Origin of the sequence: Lysinibacillus sp. C5.1, assembly GCF_016350185.1 — a bacterium.
GTDB classification, from domain to species: Bacteria; Bacillota; Bacilli; order Bacillales_A; family Planococcaceae; genus Lysinibacillus; species Lysinibacillus sphaericus.
The window spans coordinates 940,460-957,456 of sequence record NZ_CP066226.1 but is presented as its reverse complement, the minus strand read 5'-3'; the positions used below and the strand labels follow the sequence as shown (position 1 = coordinate 957,456).

Here is a 16,997-nt window from a genome sequence, read left to right as displayed (position 1 = left end):
CAGTCAATCTAACACTTTTTCTCTTTTGTCCCAGCCTCCTACCGTCTATGCTATCTTCACTAAAAGAAAAAACGTGAAATGTTAATCATCTATGCAGTTTCCGATTCCTTCGAGTGCACTCGCTTCATGAAATCGTTTACATCAGCAGGTACTTTACGATCTAATAATGACACGACAATAACGGATAGGAAACCGACTGGTACTGTTACGATGCCAGGGATTTTGAATTGTAGGAAACTTGGAAGTGTCCCTGGTAAGAAAATCATCCACATCGACACAAGGAGACCAATCACTAACCCTGCAATTGCTCCTTTTTCGGTCATCCCTCTCCACCAAATACCTAAAATAAAGATTGGTGTAAATGTACTTGCGGCAACCGTAAATGCTAAAGCAACTAAATGACCGATGGAAGCATCCTTTACGAGTAACCCAAGTCCGCCATATAGAATACCTAAAATAACAATCGCCACTTTTCCAGCAACTACACGCTGTTTTTGTGTAATATCTTTTTTCATAAAGCTAGCATATAAATCATGCGCTAATGCACCAGAGCTAGTAATAAATAATCCTGATAAGTTAGAGAAAATAGCAGCAAATGCCCCTGCAATCACAAGACCGAGCAGCCAATCGCCCCCTAATGCAAGCGCCGTTGTTGGAATAACCATGTTATTGCCACCAAGCACTAGATCTCTCATTACTTCCTCACTCGCAGTACCTGAAATGAAAATAGCACGACCAACAACCCCTAAAAATACGGCTAACAAGAAGAATGCACTCGCAATACCAATCGCCATTAAAGCAGATTTACGTGCAGCCTTAGCACTCGGATTTGTATAAAAACGCAATAAAATATGCGGTAACCCTATCGTACCTAATGCTAAACCAATGGTCATACTAATCGTTTGCCAAAACGTCGGGAAATAGAAGCCTGTCCCCGTCCACGCGGCACCATCAAAATTTATATCACTTCCATCCAAGGCATACGGTGATGTCCCAGTAATAGGTCCATTAAAGGAATTGATAGCTGCTAAAATTTTATCGTAATGCAAGCCACCATACATCGCTGCAATAAGCATCACAATGAATGCACCTAGACGAATCCACAGCTCTAATGCTTGGTTGATCGTCGTGCCCTTCATACCACCGATTCCTACATAGAAAATCATCACGACACATGTAAAAATAATGCCAAATTCATAAGAAGTCCCAAAGAACATACTTAATATTTGTGCTGCGCCTAGTAGCTGTGGCGCCGCATAGAAACCTGAAATGGCTAAAACTACAATGACTGCGGCTAAACGAGCTCGTCTACTATGAAAGCGATAGGCTAAAAAGTCTGCTACGGTAAATGCACCAAATCTTCTTAATGGCCCAGCAACAAAAATGGCTAATAGCGTCAAACCAATCGAGAAGCAAAATGCATAATAGGCTCCATCATAGCCTAATTGAAAGGTTAAACCAGCAATCCCTAAAAATGTAGCTGCACTTAAATAGTCTCCCCCGATAGCTGAACCGTTCGTAAACCATCCAAAGCTCCGTCCCCCAACGAAGAAATCAGATGCTGTTGTATTTTTTTTCGTTAAATACGTAATGTATACAATCGTTGCCATTAGGGCAATTGTTAATAACATTTTTGGTTCTAAAATTGTCTCTAACATTCAACCTACCCCCTTAAGTTGCACTACTTCGTTGACATCTCATATTTTTTCAAGCGCTTTTCATACAATGTCGTATGCACAAAGGCAATCACAAAAGCCATCAACATCATGACGATTGTCGTGACAAACCAAGTAACGGTCATACCGCCCCACAATTTCTTAAACGCAAATTCAGGAGCAAACCAATTCATTACTGGAATAGTAAAAATTAAAATAAAATAAAATACCGTTAAGCTAAATCCTGTAGTAAACTCATCCTTCATAATTTTATGTGTTGTCGGATCTAACGGTGGCAAATCTTTCACATCTACAGTTCCAGCTTCTACATACTCGTAATCATGACTTCCTGCCATATTACTAACCCCCTTTTGTATAGACGAATAATTATCTGAAATTTCAAATTATTATTCACTACAACTATTCTATTCTATTTTTCCAATAATATAGGTACAATATTTTGCTGTATTAGTACAAAATATTGCTATTTTAAGTTAAAATATTTCTAGTAACCTTCATTATATTTTTTGACTTTAGAAAGGGGCTGTTTAGTATTTTAGGCGTCGTATGGTACGTTGAGAATTCAATTGAAAAACAGCAAATGCTAGGGTGGTTAGAAGAATTCCTCCCTAACACATTTACTGAATGTACACAACCACGTGCACACGAGGTAGTTATATTCGTCTATGAAATTAGGGGATTATTTGATTGGATTAAGGTCAATCGGTTAAAGAAACATTATCCTAACAGTATTATTGTCCCAATTGTTGCAGTACACCTAGCGTACTCGGCAGGTATTGCCATTGAATTAAATTTACAAGCACTTCTTATAAAACCGTTGCACAAACAAAAGTTTTTACGAATTGTAAAAAAGCTTTATACTTCCCATAAAGAACAGCAAGCAAGTACAGTCACGATGCTTGAACTTTCGCAACAATTCCCTCAAGATCATACATCGCCGTTTCGCGAAGCGTTTTTAAGACGCTTAATACGGGGAGAAATCAACAATGAACAGGAAATTGTACAAGCCTCTTCCTTTTTATCAACTGACTGTATTCCCAATATCGTTTTCTTAATTCAAGGCTACGTAGATATTCAGCAAAACCGACCAATTCCTTACGATGCTAGTAGTGTAATTACAAATGTTTTTCGTCAACATTTTGCCGATAAAGCACCGTTGTCCTTTTTAAATTTCGAGCGTTACTTATTACTGCTAATGCGGATTCCTATAACGTATACATCTTTTAAACATTGGGCAGAGGGCGTCACTACTTTACTGACAGTAATCGAGCAATTGAAAAACGATTATAGTATCCATCTTTTTATGGGCATTGGTGGTGTTTTTTTGCAATCTATGCAAGTCAAAGAATCCTATAGTCAAGCTAGAAAAGCACGTAGAAAGCCACCCGTCGATAATATTCATATACGATTTTATGAGGATTTAACGAAGCATGAACAGCTACAAAAGGCTATTCACTACATTGAAGAGCATTACGATGAACAGCTAGTTATTAGCGATGTAGCGAAATCTATTAATTTTAGTCCTACTCACTTTAGCCGATTATTTAAAAAAGAAACGGGTCGTAATTTTGTCGATTATGTAGCGTATACACGCATTATCAAAACACTCCCCTACTTGCGGAAATTTGACTACACCATTGAAAAAATCGCAGCAAGCTCGGGCTTTAATACACCCAATTATTACAGCCTTACATTTAAAAAATATGTAGGAATATCTCCAACGGATTACCGAAACACAATTGAAATATTGTTTAAATAAAGGTTACTTTTGCATGTTTGTATCCTAAAAGCTATTCATCTAGATATCCTCGCTTATCTCCCATTTATGGTCTACTTTCCACTATGTTCTTAATTTGGATCGGTATGTTCAACATGTTCCACGCATTTAAAAAAATGAGCAGCCGATCTAAAATCATCGAGCTGCTCATTGTTCATTAATTTTTATACATAATATTTTTCAACAACTTCGGCACAACGAGCACACACTGTTGGATGTGCTTCATTTGTTCCAACTGTTGCAGAAATTGACCAGCAACGCTCACACTTTTCGCCTGTTGCTTTTTCAACAACAATGGAAACATGTTCTAACGCTAACGCTTCAGCAGGAGCTGATTCAATTGCTGCTACCTCAAAAGCAGAAACGATAGAAAGTTGGGCAAAATCAATGTTGGCATCATGCAATAATGTTAACACTTCTTGGTTAGCATAAACTGTTATTTTTGCTTCAAGAGACTTACCGATTGTTTTAGCATTACGCGCTTCTTCTAATGCTTTTAGAATATCATCACGCACTCCGATAATCGCTGCCCATTTGCCACGAAGCTCATCAAAGTTTGCTTGCTCATCTACTGATGGGAAATCAGTTAATTGCACTGACATCTCTTCTACAACACCTTGTGCATGTAAGTAAGACCACACCTCATCCGTTGTATGTGGAATAATTGGTGTCATGACTTTTACTAATGTCATTAATGTATCATACATGACTGTTTGCATTGCACGACGGTCTTTATTGTCATGCCCTTCAATATAAACAACATCTTTTGCGATGTCTAAGTAGAAAGAAGATAATTCTACAGCAACAAAGTTATTCACCGCATGGTAGACAGCCGCAAAATCATAGCGGTCGTAAGCACCACGCACCGTTTTTAAGACATCTTGTAAACGCATATAAATGTATTGATCCATTTCGCGTAAATCTGCATAGGCTACACGATCTTTTTGTGGATTGAAATCAGCTACATTACCATGTAAGAAACGGAATGTATTACGGATTTTACGGTACACTTCAGACACTTGTTTTAACATATCCATAGAAATACGCACATCAGCCGTATAATCTACAGATGCTACCCATAGACGTAAAATATCAGCACCATATTGGTCCATTACCTTTTGAGGGATAATAACGTTTCCTAGTGACTTACTCATTTTGCGACCATCGCCATCAAGAACGAAACCGTGCGTTAATAAGCCTTTATAAGGCGCATAGCCATTAATCGCCACAGATGTAATTAACGAAGAGTTAAACCATCCACGGTGTTGATCAGAACCTTCTAAGTAAAGATCCGCTGGATATTTCAGTCCACGTTCAACTAGCACACCTTGGTGAGATGAACCTGAGTCAAACCAAACGTCCATAATATCATTTTCTTTCGTAAACTCACCATTCGGGCTACCTGGATGTGTAAAGCCTTCTGGCAATAATTCTTTCGCAGTCATTTGGAACCAAATATTTGAACCATGCTCACGGAATAATGCAGAAATATGCGCAATTGTTTCTGGTGTAATGATTGGTTCACCATTTTCAGCATAGAAAATTGGAATTGGTACACCCCATGCACGTTGACGAGAAATAACCCAATCGCCACGATCACGAATCATATTATAAAGACGTGTTTCACCCCAAGCAGGTGTGAATGTCGTCGATTTAACCGCTGCTAATAATTCATCACGGAAGGCATCGATAGACGCAAACCATTGTGGTGTAGCACGATAAATAACTGGTTTTTTCGTACGCCAGTCATGTGGATACGAGTGCGTAAAGAAGCTTAATTTTTCTAATGCGCCAACTTCTTCTAATTTGGCAGTAACCATTTTATTTGCATCATTGTAGAAGACACCTTCAAAACCTGGTGCTTCGTCTGTATAACAACCGCTGTTATCCACTGGACTAAGAATAGGTAAACCATAAGCTTTCCCAATTTGATAGTCATCTTCACCATGTCCTGGAGCTGTATGAACACAACCTGTACCTGCTTCCGCAGAAACATGTTCTCCGACCATCACAAGCGATTCACGGTCGTAGAATGGATGTTGGGCTACAAGACGATCTAATGCTTCCCCTTTTACTTCTTGCACAACTTCATACGTTTCCCATTCAAGCTCTTTTGCAACTGTTTCTAACAATTCTTTCGCGATAATGAATTTTTTATCTGCTACTGCCACAACTACATAGATAAACTCTGGATTTAACGAAATCCCTAAGTTTGCAGGTAGTGTCCAAGGTGTAGTCGTCCAAATAATAAATTTCGCATCGGCTGGCACAACACCTTTTGCATCTTTAATGGCAAAGCTGACATAAATAGAAGCTGATTTAACATCTTTATATTCAATTTCTGCTTCCGCTAATGCAGACTCAGATGAAGGCGACCAGTATACTGGTTTTAAGCCTTTATAAATATAGCCTTTTTCCGCCATTTTACCGAATACTTCAATTTGACGCGCTTCAAATTCTGGTTTTAACGTAATATATGGATTTTCCCAATCGCCACGAATGCCTAGACGGCGGAATTGTGCACGCTGATTGTCAATTTGCTCATAAGCATATTTTTCACAAAGCTCACGGAAATCTGCAATGGACATTTCTTTACGTTTAACACCTTTGTTTGTTAAAGCTTGTTCAATTGGTAAACCATGTGTATCCCAACCTGGAATATAGTTGACATGATAGCCAGTCATGGAGCGATGGCGTGTAATCATATCTTTTATCACTTTATTTAACGCATGGCCAATATGAATATCACCATTTGCATATGGAGGGCCATCATGTAACACATACTCTGGGCGACCAGCTGTACGCTCCATTTGTAATTTATTGATGTCCATCTCATTCCATTTTTCTTGCATTTTTGGTTCATTTGCTGGTAAGTTCCCACGCATAGGAAAATCCGTTTTCGGCATTAATAAGGTTTCTTTATATTCAACCATTTGTAATTCCTCCTTTATTTTTTGCAAACAGAGAACAACTGCTTAGCATCCAAGGCATACAGCTTCTTAAAAGCCTCAGCAAAGTGAATGCAACACGACTTGCGCTTAATATTTAAACAATGCTATTTCGAATGTCCTGCGAATGATGCCCCAAAGTCAAAACAGTAACAACAAAAAAGCCCCTCAATCCCTGTAAGGGACGAGAAGCTTGAACTCGCGGTACCACCCTAGTTGTAGTACATAATATACTACCGCTTGAAAGCACGTTAACGTTGTGCGCTCCGAAATAACTTACTAGCCGTTCAGTTATTTAGCTCAGAAGTGATTTTCTTTGTTATTTGCTTGTATGGGCTCCCACTATCCCCAAATCGCTTGTCAACGCCTAACAAATACTGTCTTCGTCTCTGCCTCTATGCATATAAGTGCTTATTTTATTTACTATTACAATAGTATATGGAAATCCACGAATTGCGTCAAGTCATATTCATCACATGATACCTTCACTTTTTTAAGTAAAAGCCTTATTTACATTTCTTCTGACTCTTGTGCTTCCTCAACAGAAGACTGAATTTCTGTTAAATCAATATCATACTGCAATAAATGATCCCAATCATCTGCATTCAGTAAATCTAACTGTGCTTCTACAAGCATTTTAAAACGATTGCGGAAAACCTTTGATTGTTTTTTCAGTTCATCTATCTCGATTGTTACTTTACGTGCTTTCGTTAATGCCTCATTGACGATGCGATCAGCATTTTTTTCTGCTTCCTTCACAATAAGCTTTGCTTCTTTTTGCGAATTTCTGCGTACTTCATCAGCCGCCTCTTGGGCAACAACTATAGATTTTTGTAATGTTTCCTCTAAAGAATTAAAATGTCTCGCTTGCTCTAAAGCCATTTCTAATTGCTTATCGACTTCTTTTTTCTCACGCAGTAGTTTTTCATAATCTTTAATGATTTGATCTAAAAATTCATTTACTTCATCTTCAGCATAACCTCTGAAAGATTTTGTAAACTCCTTATTATGTATATCAATAGGTGATAATGGCATACGATCCTTCTCTCCTTTACATGTACATTCGTAATTCTTATTATACAATTGTTCTAACAACTTAGCAGTAAAAATAAATGGAAATTACATGTTTTTTAGCCTTTTTGGGTCAATCGACCGATTTGTAAACGGATTTTATCTTTCTTTGTTCGGCCTTCAGTCATTATTATTTTCACTCGACCACTTCCACGTACTGACAAAATATCACCTTCTTGACATTCAAAAGCAACTGCATCTCGTTCAGTCCAGTTTACTCGCACTTTCTTTCCCGTAATAAGTGCTTGGGCTTTTTGACGAGAAATCTTTAATATGGTTGCGATAATGACATCTAAACGCATTGAAGAAACCGTATGTGACTCCTCCTGCCAGTCCTCTTCATTTTCGATCAGCACTTGAAACTCTTTCATCGATTCGACATGTACTTTTACTTTCCCAATCCCCGTTAAATGAAGGCGTACATAATCTGCCACCTCTTTTGCCACCACAAACTGTACTTGTTGTTCATTGACACGAATATCCCCGAATTTGGCACGATCAAGCCCTAAAGATAAAAGGGCACCGAGTACATCTGGATGACGCAATTGCACAAACCTTGCAGGATAGTGAATAGTAAAGACTTTCAGCTGGTAATCTTCCTTCTGGGGTTCAAAATACGTTGGGAAAATAAGCATGCGCTGACGTTCTGCCTCATGAAATAGACCATCACTTGTTGTATGGAGCACATTATTTTGCCCAATAACAGATGCTACAATAAAACGCTGCCTTGGGTCTAAAAAGTCAGTAAGTTTAGGGGCATAACGATCTTCTACCTCGCGCTGCCAGCTTACTACCTGCTCAATAAAGGGTTGCTCATCCTTCCTAAAATGTTGTATTAAATGCTCCATCTATCGTTCACCTCATCTACCTCATCCATTTGTTCATTCATTAGAAACTACTACTTTTTTAAGCCTAGTATTTCCCCTTTACACAAAAAATCCCCACCAACTGTGAGGATTTTGACTAAAACATAAAGAATATTTTTTGAATTACAATAAAAAGCCCGTTTTTAATAAAATTCAACATAAATATTGCTACAATCGGAGAAATATCAATCATACCAATAGTTGGAATAAATTTTCTAAAAATCCCTAAATACGGCTCACATACTTTTTCTAAAAAACGGCCAATTGCTGAACTTTGAGCAGCTGGTACCCAAGACATTAAAACATATGCAACTAGCATAAATGAATACACAGTAAATGCTAAATCCACATAATGCAAAATGATATATAAAGTCATATAAACTACAATCCTCGCTATTAATTATCGTCTAAAATAAAATTTGAAATTTCGCCAGACACTTCAACATTATCTGGTGTGCATAAGAAAATATCTTTGCCTATACGTTGAATATCTCCTCCAAGTGCATAGACTGTACCACTTAAAAAGTCAATGATTCTTATACCTTGTTCTCGATCGATACGTTGTAGATTCACAATCGTTGCACGTTTGTTCTTTAAGTTTTCTGCGATATCTTGTGCCTCTGCATAAACTCTCGGTTCTACTAATACAACTTTCGCACCCTTTGTATTCATTGCTGCTTGTAAACTGACAATATTATTATTGGCAGCTGTACTTTGCGGTACAATTTCATGAATCTGTGCTTTACGTTCCTTAATGACCTTTTTAGGTTTAGCTGCATGAATCGGTTGTTGCTGCACGGGTTGTTGCTGTTGAATAGGAGCTTGCGTGATTTCTTCTTCTAATTCTTCTTCAAGATAAAAGAAGTTTTTAATTTTATTTTTCATGCTCATCCTGTTCCCCTCTTTCATTTCCAACAAGAGCCGTTCCGACTCGAACGAATGTAGCTCCTTCCTCTACCGCTATTTCAAAGTCATTAGACATGCCCATTGATAACTCGGTACAAGGCGCGTGTGCGAATCCTCGTTCGGCTATTTGCTGTTGACATTGTTTTAATTGCTTAAAAACAGAGCGAATGATTGTTTCGTCCTCTGTATTTGGTGCCATTGTCATTAGACCTACAACTTGAATTTTCGTAAAGTTTTGTAAAGATTCAATAAATGTAACTGCGTCATCAATCGTTAAACCATGCTTCGATTGTTCACCTGACACATTAACTTGTACAAAACATTTTACAGGTTTTGTTGCTCTTTTTTCAATCTCTTCAGCTAAACTTAAACGATCTAATGAATGTAAGTAATCAATTTCATTAATAACTTGTTTTACTTTTCGAGTTTGTAATGATCCAATATAATGCCAGTGTACATTTGCTTGAATGGCTTCAATTTTTTGCTTTAAGCCCTCAGGACGATTTTCACCTAAATGTATAAGCCCTGCATCAATTGCTTCTTGTGTTCTTTCAACGGAAACCTCTTTCGTTACAGCAATAATTTGAACGTTAGTTGCTTCACGATTTGAGCGTTGTTGTGCTGTTTGAATTTGACTATTAATTTTGTCTAAATTTGTTAAGATTTTCGTCACTGTTTTTCCCAACTTTACAACTTAGTTTCCTTTATTGTAACAAGCAACTCTTGATTTATCAATGAATAGCCTGACCTATTAATACTGATACATCCACGTTGCTTAAACGACATTAGAGGCTACAGTCTTACTGTTCAAAAAATAGAAGCAAGCCACACAGATGCTATGATTCTACGATAATGCCTTTACTAGAATGACATCCTTTCCTACAACAAGAACATCCTTCATATGGACTTTTCTAATCGACTCTTCTCCTCTAAAAAAACCTAGATACTTTCTCGGCTCTGCAATCATAAACGCAGTTACATAGCCAGTTTCTTTCGATACCTCTGCATCTACGACAAAGCCTAAAAAACGTCCATTGCCTGCTTCTATTACTTCTTTTTGCTGTAACATTGAGAAACGCATTTGTATCCCTCCTACTAAATCAATACCACTCATTCCAGTGTCAATTTTAATTTAAGCTAAAACTTGCATTGTTAAATGCTAACTTGCTGCTACACAGAGCAACATGCTCACATTATTGTTCTTTATTAGCTTTAATAAAATCTATGACATGTACCATCGTTTTATTTTTATCAATGAAGATAAAATGCGCACCGAAAGTTTCGGGTGCGCATTGTCTACTCACTTATAATCTTTCTGCATTGTTTCAATGGCATTTTTTTCAAGACGTGAAATTTGCGCTTGGGAAATCCCTAATTCTTTGGCAATTTCAGTTTGTGTCTCACCATAATAAAAACGCTTTGCTACAATCATTTGCTGACGTACATCTAATTTTTGCAAACTTTCCTTCACCGACACGTAGGCAACCCATTGATCTTCCGATACATCATCATCACGTAATTGGTCCATCATATAAACAGCGTCTCCACCGTCTGCATAAATAGGCTCTTGTAATGATACTGGGTCTTGAATGGCATCTAAAGCGAATAATACATCTTCCTTTTTCATGTCAATCATTTCAGCAATTTCTTCAATCGTTGGTTCTCGCAAATTATCGGTTATCCATTGTTCTTTTGCCTGCATCGCCTTATACGCAATATCTCTAAGAGAACGAGAAACACGTAGTGCATGATGATCACGCAGATGGCGACGAATTTCACCAATGATCATTGGTACAGCATATGTTGAAAATCGCACATTATGCTTTAAATCGAAATGATCAATGGCTTTCATGAGGCCAATACAGCCTACCTGAAATAAATCATCTGCCTGTTCACCCCTATAGGCAAATCGTCCGACAATACTTAGCACTAACCTTAAATTGCACATTACAAGCTCTTCCCGAATCTCGGTTTCTCCTGCTTGTAATCGAATGAAGAGTTCCTTCATTTCTTCGTGCTTTAAAATTGGCAAAGTCGATGTATCTAAGCCGCAAAGATCTACTTTTGTTCGCATATTCGATTCCTCCGGATGTTATTCTCTGACTAAACCGTTACATCAGTTTGTCCGACAGAATCGAGAATATGCAGAAAAAGCGCGACCAATTTTAGGTAGGATAAATTTCCCTATCTAAGATATTGGCTGATTTAAATTTTCTCGTAAATCTTGAATAATTTTCTTTTCTAGCCTAGAAATATATGATTGCGAAATACCTAAATGATCGGCTACTTCTTTTTGTGTCATTTCAATTTTTCCGTTTAAACCGAAACGACATTCCATAATATATCTTTCACGTGCACCTAATAAATTAATGGCATGGAACATATGTTGTCGTTCAATTTTCTTTTCAACATTATCTAAAATAATATGTTCCTCTGTGCCTAAAATATCAGACAATAATAATTCATTTCCGTCAGCATCAGAATTTAGTGGCTCATCTAGTGAAACTTCACCCTTCATGCGACTCGTTTTACGTAAATGCATCAAAATTTCATTTTCAATACAACGTGATGCGTACGTTGCAAGTTTAATATTTTTATCTGTATTGAACGTTTCAATCGCCTTTATTAAGCCAATCGAACCAATACTAATTAAATCTTCAATCGGCGTACCCGTATTATCAAAACGTCTAGCAATATAAACAACAAGACGTAAATTACGTTCAATAAGTGTATCTCTAGCTCGTAAATCTCCGTTCATAAAGGATGCAATGACTGTGACTTCTTCTTCTCGACTTAGTGGCACTGGCAATGAATCATTTCCCCCTATATAGTACGTTTCACGACTCCGAAACTTACCCCATAATTTTTTCAAGCTAGCAAGTAGCCTAAGAAGCAATAGTTCTCCCCCTCTATGAGTTATTTGAAAGCGCTGAAAAATGTAAAATTGCTGCTGTGCTATGTGGAAAATTTTTAGCTTTTTTCGTTAACACGATATATTCATTTGTTTTCACTTGTGATGACTCGCCTTTTATATGCCATTCATCAAAGCGAAAACCTAAAACTACTGTTTGTTGCTGTACAGTATTAACATGAATAAATCGAATAAGACGCTGATAATCTACTGAAAACATTGATACATCGTAAGGATCTGTTTCTCGCCATTGCATTAATGCTTCACGAATTGTCGCTGGTAAATAAGGCCTTAGCGCTGCATATGAAACAAAATGGACAGGTTTTCCCGATAACGGCTCGATACATTGATTGCCTGTATCTACAAATGCCGAAAGTGGAATTTCTTTGTCAAAAACCTTCAAGGTTGTTTGAAATACAAATTGTCCACTTACTCGCTCCAGCTTAACAAAGCCCCATTGCTTATAAAAAATGATTAAATTACCAACTGCGAGCAATAAGCAAAGTACAATAAAATGCATGACAGAAAGATTCATTAAATACGGTTGTAATGCTGTTAACAGTCCGCCGATAACGATGGTAGCTGTCAGGACAATCGGCCCTTGCTTTTGAAAGCTTCGAAGCTTAAAGCGAAAGGCTAGACCGATTAGTACAATGAAACTTAGCACAATCGTAAGCAGCGTTTGACCACCAATTACAGCTATTAAACTACTAATTATTGAACTCATTAATAATCTCGTATTCTTTACAAAAACGCCTGTAACTTTTGCTGTAAACGTCAGTATTGCTAGATTATAAAGCGTATTAATGAGCACCAGCCATTCTCCATACATAACAGCCGCCTCCTACTTACAAAGTTAGCATGCCAGCGCTACAAATATTGTCAAACAATCGCATGATTTCCTAAAAATGTTTTGACAAAAAACATCGTTTCCTTACACAAAAAGTGCCAGTCACGCAAACAATTCAGAATTGTTTGCGTGACTGGCACTTAAAAAACTCGTATTTTACATGATGTAAAATACGAGTTTTGATTATCCACGATTTTTACGGTTACGTAAAAATGCAGGTACTTCTAACATATCATCTTGTGCATAATTTTGATGATTTTGACGCGGTTGTTCTTGTTGTACATGAACTTCTTGACGTTGCTCACGAATTGGCGCTTGTTGTTGTGGAGCAGCTTGTCGATTATTATTAATGCTCGGACGCGCATTTCCTCGGTGTTGTTGTAATGCCTCTTCTGAGAAGCCTGTAGCAATCACCGTAACAATGATTTCATCTTTTAAATTTTCATTAATAACCGAACCGAAAATCATATTCACTTCTTCATCTGAAGCCGATGCCACAATATCTGCCGCTTCTTGTACTTCAAATAAGCTTAGGTTAGAACCACCTGTTATGTTCATCAGTACACCTTTAGCGCCATCAATAGATGATTCGAGTAATGGACTTGAAATTGCTTTTTTAGCAGCTTCTGCAGCACGATTTTCACCTGTCGCAATACCAATACCCATTAACGCAGAACCTTTGTTAGACATAATTGTTTTTACGTCCGCAAAGTCTAGGTTGATAAGACCTGGTGTTGCAATTAAATCCGAAATACCTTGTACACCTTGACGTAAAACGTTATCCGCTTCACGGAAAGCTTCCAGCATCGGAGTCGATTTGTCGACAATTTGTAAGAGCTTGTCGTTTGGAATGACGATCAAAGTATCTACAGCTTCTTTCATGCCTCCGATACCACCGATTGCCTGTGTTTGTCGTTTGCGCCCTTCAAAAGTAAACGGTCGTGTTACGACACCTACTGTTAGAGCTCCTAAATCGCGGGCAATTTGTGCGATAACTGGTGCAGCACCAGTACCTGTGCCACCGCCCATTCCGGCTGTAACGAATACCATATCCGCTCCGCGTAATACTTCTTCTAATTGTTCACGGCTTTCTTCTGCCGCTTTTTTCCCTACTTCTGGATTAGCTCCTGCTCCTAAACCACGTGTAAGCTTTGTACCGATTTGTAGCTTAATTTCAGCTTTCGATAAATTTAAAGCCTGTGCATCCGTGTTCACAGCGATAAAATCAACGCCTTGTACACCATGCTCTATCATTCGGTTAACAGCGTTGTTACCGCCACCACCCACACCAATGACTTTTATAACTGCAAGTTGATCGACACTTGTATCAAATTCTAACATTCTTTTTTCCTCCCACGGTAACTCGACTCTGTATCATTCATTACGCATTCAAGTTAATCAAAAAATTTATCAAATAATTTTTTTGCTCTACCGATTACGCTTCCTTTTGATTCTGAAGGTGCAGCATATTCTTGCTTTTTAGATGCAGGCGCTTGTGCACCAACAACCGCATATTCAATAGGCTGCGTATTCGTACCTTTTCCGTAAAAATCATCTTCTAAATAGGCGTAACGAATCAGTCCAACTGCCGTCGTAAATGAAGGCTCTCTAACGCCAATATAATCTGGAGTATATATTCTAACACGCGTTTGCAGTATTTGGCGTGCTAATTGAGCAATACCATCTAGCTTTGCAACACCACCTGTTAAAACAACACCGCCTGGCAAATCGCGAACGCCTAAACGTGCTAACTCATCAATTACTAGTTCAAATAATTCTTCTAATCTTGCACCAATAATTTCAGAAATATAGCGTTGGCTGTACTGATCCCTAGAATCTGTACCTACAACTGGCACTTCAAACAGTTCATCGTCTGAAGCATCATCGTAAAAGGCATGTCCAAATTGGTGTTTTATTTGCTCCGCTTGATCTGTCGGTGTTTTTAAAACAATTGAAATGTCTTTTGTAATATGGTCACCACCTACTGGAATAACACCAGTGTGTGTCAGTAGCCCTTCTTCAAATACTGCAATAGTCGTTGAGCCACCACCCAATTCAATAAATGCTGTTCCTTGGTTTTTCTCATCTTCCGTTAATGCAAAAAAACCAGCAGCCAGTGGTTGTAAATATATTTCTCTAATGCTTAATCCTGCTTTCTCTACGCAACGAAGTACATTGTGTAACAACGTTTTAGAGGTCGTAATCATTGTCGCGTCCATTTCGAGACGAATACCTATCATACCTCGTGGATCTTTAATTTCATCTAAATTATCTACTATAAACTGTCTAGGAATGATGTTGACTAATTCACGTTCAGGAGGTATTGACATGACTTGTGCAGATTCTACCACTCTGTCTAAATCATCATCTGTAATTTCTCTATTTTCACTATTTACAGCGACAACACCTTTAACTAGTTGTAACATCGTCTGGTTCGCTGGAACGCCTAAAACGACTTCATCGATTTGATAACCAGTCATCCGCTCTGCTTGTTCTACTGCTTTCCGAATAGACTGAACTGTTGCATCAATATCAACAATCGCACCTTTTCGAACACCATTCGATTTTACATTACCGACCCCAATTACATGTAATTGTCCGTCGCTCATTTCACCTATTAATACTTTGATAGAGGAAGATCCTATATCGAGTGATATATACAAGTCCTGCTGATTCAATTCGCTGCACCTCCTTGAAAATGCTCTTAATTTCATTCTATTGTAAATCTTGCATAATGTCTAAGCAAATCGAGTATTTTGGTCAATTTTTCTCTCATTCTATGGAAGTTTTCTTCTTGTTGTGACGTTTTTCATCTAACCGAGTTAGTAAAATACGCCTAATGATTGCTATATTTTGGAACAAACGTACTCCAAAAGCGAAAATGGCTGCTAAATATAAGTCTACACCTAAATTCACACCTAAAAATGCCAGTCCCGCCGCAAGAACTATATTAAAAAAGAAACCTGATACAAATACTTTATCGTCATATACTTGCTGTAATTGAGCTCGTATACCGCCAAATAACGTATCTAAAGCAGCCAGCACTGCTATAGACAAATAATTTTCATAAATAGAGGGGATTTGGATATTTGTTAACAAGCCTAATGCTAGTCCAAGCACCAAACCTAGAAATGGTAGCCACATAGTTTATTCTCCTTTTTTGACCTCTGTTAAATAATCATTCGTCAATGGCTGATCGAATGCCGGTATGGTTACCAATTCAGTCGGCTCCTCTATCACTAAATTAAAATTATCTAAATAAAATGAATCGATAAATGTTGAAGCTTGAATGGAATTATACATTTTTTGAGCTGCCTTAAATGTCGTTGTCCCAACATAAATTTCGAATGGTGGCGAAGACAGTGCTACACTGTTCACCGTTGTTTTCCCATTGATGTCCCTAATAGCTGTGGTATGAACAATACGATTTCCATCAATTGCAACACTAGCAGCATCATATTTAAATAATTCATTCAGTAATTGGGTCAGTAAGTCTGGAGAAATCTCTTTTATTTCATACCCCATTGCTACTAATTCTGGGGCTGGCTCCACTCGAAGTATCACCCCAGGACCTGTTATATCCGTAAGACCTGCTTGTTGTTTTAAACGATTTACTGTCTCATTTAAAACACCCTGTAAATTAGTTTTTTCAGATTGCTCATAGCGACCCACTACCTCATTGAGTGAGCGAATATCTGCTAATAATGTGGAATGCCTTTTCTTTTCTTCTGCTAATTCCTCTCGTATGGCCCAAATATCTCGTGTATCTCGCTCAGCTGGTTTTTGAATGGTATTGTATTGTACCGCTATCATCAAACCGATAATAAATAGCACGATCGTTATTCGGGTGTACATATTTTTTTTCAAAATAGCCCCTCCTAGACGCATCGCAAACAATTACTCCTTGATATCATCAAATTTAGACTTTGCATTTTATGAATACAAATAATGATCTAGGACATCCACAGGAGGCTTAACATAACTTTCTGCCC

Annotated in this window: 17 protein-coding genes and 1 other annotated feature; of the genes, 1 reads left to right on the top strand and 16 read right to left on the bottom strand. The window is 37.9% G+C overall.

Annotation, left to right across the window (positions count from 1 at the left end; translation table 11 throughout):
* Nucleotides 1–89 precede the first annotated feature (89 nt).
* Nucleotides 90–1,658, bottom strand: coding sequence for a sodium/solute symporter (locus I5435_RS04380; RefSeq protein WP_024362122.1), 1,569 nt, complete (start codon nucleotides 1,656–1,658; stop codon nucleotides 90–92).
* Between the two features lie 23 nt (nucleotides 1,659–1,681).
* On the bottom strand, nucleotides 1,682–2,011 hold the full coding sequence (locus I5435_RS04375) for a DUF485 domain-containing protein (RefSeq protein ID WP_024362123.1): 330 nt from the start codon (nucleotides 2,009–2,011) through the stop codon (nucleotides 1,682–1,684).
* Nucleotides 2,012–2,256: 245 nt separating this feature from the next.
* Here I5435_RS04375 and I5435_RS04370 point away from each other — a divergent pair, with 245 nt between their 5' ends.
* Nucleotides 2,257–3,435 carry an AraC family transcriptional regulator gene (locus I5435_RS04370; RefSeq protein ID WP_337983311.1) on the top strand — a complete coding sequence of 393 codons (1,179 nt, stop codon included), beginning with the start codon at nucleotides 2,257–2,259 and terminating at the stop codon, nucleotides 3,433–3,435.
* Between the two features lie 182 nt (nucleotides 3,436–3,617).
* On the opposite strand, the gene ileS is transcribed toward I5435_RS04370, so the two are convergent.
* The 14 genes from ileS to I5435_RS04300 form a co-directional block, all read right to left on the bottom strand.
* Entirely contained in the window at nucleotides 3,618–6,386 is a 2,769-nt protein-coding gene (gene ileS, locus I5435_RS04365; RefSeq protein ID WP_337983310.1) for an isoleucine--tRNA ligase, read from the bottom strand.
* A 192-nt stretch (nucleotides 6,387–6,578) separates the two neighbouring features.
* Nucleotides 6,579–6,800 (bottom strand) — a binding site (T-box leader).
* A gap of 111 nt (nucleotides 6,801–6,911) precedes the next feature.
* Nucleotides 6,912–7,436, bottom strand: a complete 525-nt coding sequence (locus tag I5435_RS04360; protein WP_024362126.1) for a DivIVA domain-containing protein — start codon at nucleotides 7,434–7,436, stop codon at nucleotides 6,912–6,914.
* Nucleotides 7,437–7,531: 95 nt separating this feature from the next.
* Nucleotides 7,532–8,320: a YlmH family RNA-binding protein gene (locus tag I5435_RS04355; protein WP_337983309.1), complete on the bottom strand. Its 789-nt coding sequence runs from the start codon at nucleotides 8,318–8,320 to the stop codon at nucleotides 7,532–7,534.
* Between the two features lie 115 nt (nucleotides 8,321–8,435).
* The gene (locus tag I5435_RS04350) at nucleotides 8,436–8,714 is read right to left on the bottom strand and encodes a YggT family protein (RefSeq protein ID WP_024362128.1); all 279 of its coding nucleotides are present in this window, start codon (nucleotides 8,712–8,714) and stop codon (nucleotides 8,436–8,438) included.
* 20 nt (nucleotides 8,715–8,734) lie between these two features.
* A complete protein-coding gene (locus I5435_RS04345; protein ID WP_024362129.1) occupies nucleotides 8,735–9,229 on the bottom strand; it encodes a cell division protein SepF in 495 nt (164 codons plus the stop codon).
* Complete coding sequence (locus I5435_RS04340) at nucleotides 9,213–9,917, bottom strand: YggS family pyridoxal phosphate-dependent enzyme (protein ID WP_024362130.1); 705 nt, start codon at nucleotides 9,915–9,917, stop codon at nucleotides 9,213–9,215. The genes I5435_RS04345 and I5435_RS04340 overlap by 17 nt, the downstream gene beginning before the upstream one ends.
* A gap of 171 nt (nucleotides 9,918–10,088) precedes the next feature.
* Nucleotides 10,089–10,325, bottom strand: coding sequence for a YlmC/YmxH family sporulation protein (locus I5435_RS04335; RefSeq protein WP_024362131.1), 237 nt, complete (start codon nucleotides 10,323–10,325; stop codon nucleotides 10,089–10,091).
* Nucleotides 10,326–10,544: 219 nt separating this feature from the next.
* On the bottom strand, nucleotides 10,545–11,318 hold the full coding sequence (gene sigG / locus I5435_RS04330) for an RNA polymerase sporulation sigma factor SigG (RefSeq protein WP_024362132.1): 774 nt from the start codon (nucleotides 11,316–11,318) through the stop codon (nucleotides 10,545–10,547).
* A gap of 114 nt (nucleotides 11,319–11,432) precedes the next feature.
* Nucleotides 11,433–12,140, bottom strand: coding sequence for an RNA polymerase sporulation sigma factor SigE (sigE, locus tag I5435_RS04325; RefSeq protein WP_024362133.1), 708 nt, complete (start codon nucleotides 12,138–12,140; stop codon nucleotides 11,433–11,435).
* Nucleotides 12,141–12,153: 13 nt separating this feature from the next.
* Nucleotides 12,154–12,987, bottom strand: a complete 834-nt coding sequence (locus I5435_RS04320; RefSeq protein ID WP_229388714.1) for a sigma-E processing peptidase SpoIIGA — start codon at nucleotides 12,985–12,987, stop codon at nucleotides 12,154–12,156.
* Nucleotides 12,988–13,188: 201 nt separating this feature from the next.
* Nucleotides 13,189–14,346, bottom strand: a complete 1,158-nt coding sequence (gene ftsZ, locus I5435_RS04315; RefSeq protein WP_024362135.1) for a cell division protein FtsZ — start codon at nucleotides 14,344–14,346, stop codon at nucleotides 13,189–13,191.
* 53 nt (nucleotides 14,347–14,399) lie between these two features.
* Entirely contained in the window at nucleotides 14,400–15,683 is a 1,284-nt protein-coding gene (gene ftsA / locus I5435_RS04310) for a cell division protein FtsA (protein ID WP_337983308.1), read from the bottom strand.
* Nucleotides 15,684–15,777: 94 nt separating this feature from the next.
* Nucleotides 15,778–16,149 carry a small basic family protein gene (locus tag I5435_RS04305; protein ID WP_024362137.1) on the bottom strand — a complete coding sequence of 124 codons (372 nt, stop codon included), beginning with the start codon at nucleotides 16,147–16,149 and terminating at the stop codon, nucleotides 15,778–15,780.
* Nucleotides 16,150–16,152: 3 nt separating this feature from the next.
* Nucleotides 16,153–16,872: a DUF881 domain-containing protein gene (locus tag I5435_RS04300; RefSeq protein ID WP_025218755.1), complete on the bottom strand. Its 720-nt coding sequence runs from the start codon at nucleotides 16,870–16,872 to the stop codon at nucleotides 16,153–16,155.
* Nucleotides 16,873–16,997 lie beyond the last annotated feature (125 nt).

Excerpts from the sequence above, each read along its gene's own strand:
- I5435_RS04380 (WP_024362122.1), bottom strand. The coding sequence starts at position 1,658 with ATGTTAGAGACAATTTTAGAACCAAAAATGTTATTAACAATTGCCCTA.
- I5435_RS04375 (WP_024362123.1), bottom strand. The coding sequence starts at position 2,011 with ATGGCAGGAAGTCATGATTACGAGTATGTAGAAGCTGGAACTGTAGAT.
- I5435_RS04370 (WP_337983311.1), top strand. The coding sequence starts at position 2,257 with ATGCTAGGGTGGTTAGAAGAATTCCTCCCTAACACATTTACTGAATGT.
- ileS (WP_337983310.1), bottom strand. The coding sequence starts at position 6,386 with ATGGTTGAATATAAAGAAACCTTATTAATGCCGAAAACGGATTTTCCT.
- I5435_RS04360 (WP_024362126.1), bottom strand. The coding sequence starts at position 7,436 with ATGCCATTATCACCTATTGATATACATAATAAGGAGTTTACAAAATCT.
- I5435_RS04355 (WP_337983309.1), bottom strand. The coding sequence starts at position 8,320 with ATGGAGCATTTAATACAACATTTTAGGAAGGATGAGCAACCCTTTATT.
- I5435_RS04350 (WP_024362128.1), bottom strand. The coding sequence starts at position 8,714 with ATGACTTTATATATCATTTTGCATTATGTGGATTTAGCATTTACTGTG.
- I5435_RS04345 (WP_024362129.1), bottom strand. The coding sequence starts at position 9,229 with ATGAGCATGAAAAATAAAATTAAAAACTTCTTTTATCTTGAAGAAGAA.
- I5435_RS04335 (WP_024362131.1), bottom strand. The coding sequence starts at position 10,325 with ATGCGTTTCTCAATGTTACAGCAAAAAGAAGTAATAGAAGCAGGCAAT.
- sigG (WP_024362132.1), bottom strand. The coding sequence starts at position 11,318 with ATGCGAACAAAAGTAGATCTTTGCGGCTTAGATACATCGACTTTGCCA.
- I5435_RS04320 (WP_229388714.1), bottom strand. The coding sequence starts at position 12,987 with ATGTATGGAGAATGGCTGGTGCTCATTAATACGCTTTATAATCTAGCA.
- ftsZ (WP_024362135.1), bottom strand. The coding sequence starts at position 14,346 with ATGTTAGAATTTGATACAAGTGTCGATCAACTTGCAGTTATAAAAGTC.
- I5435_RS04305 (WP_024362137.1), bottom strand. The coding sequence starts at position 16,149 with ATGTGGCTACCATTTCTAGGTTTGGTGCTTGGACTAGCATTAGGCTTG.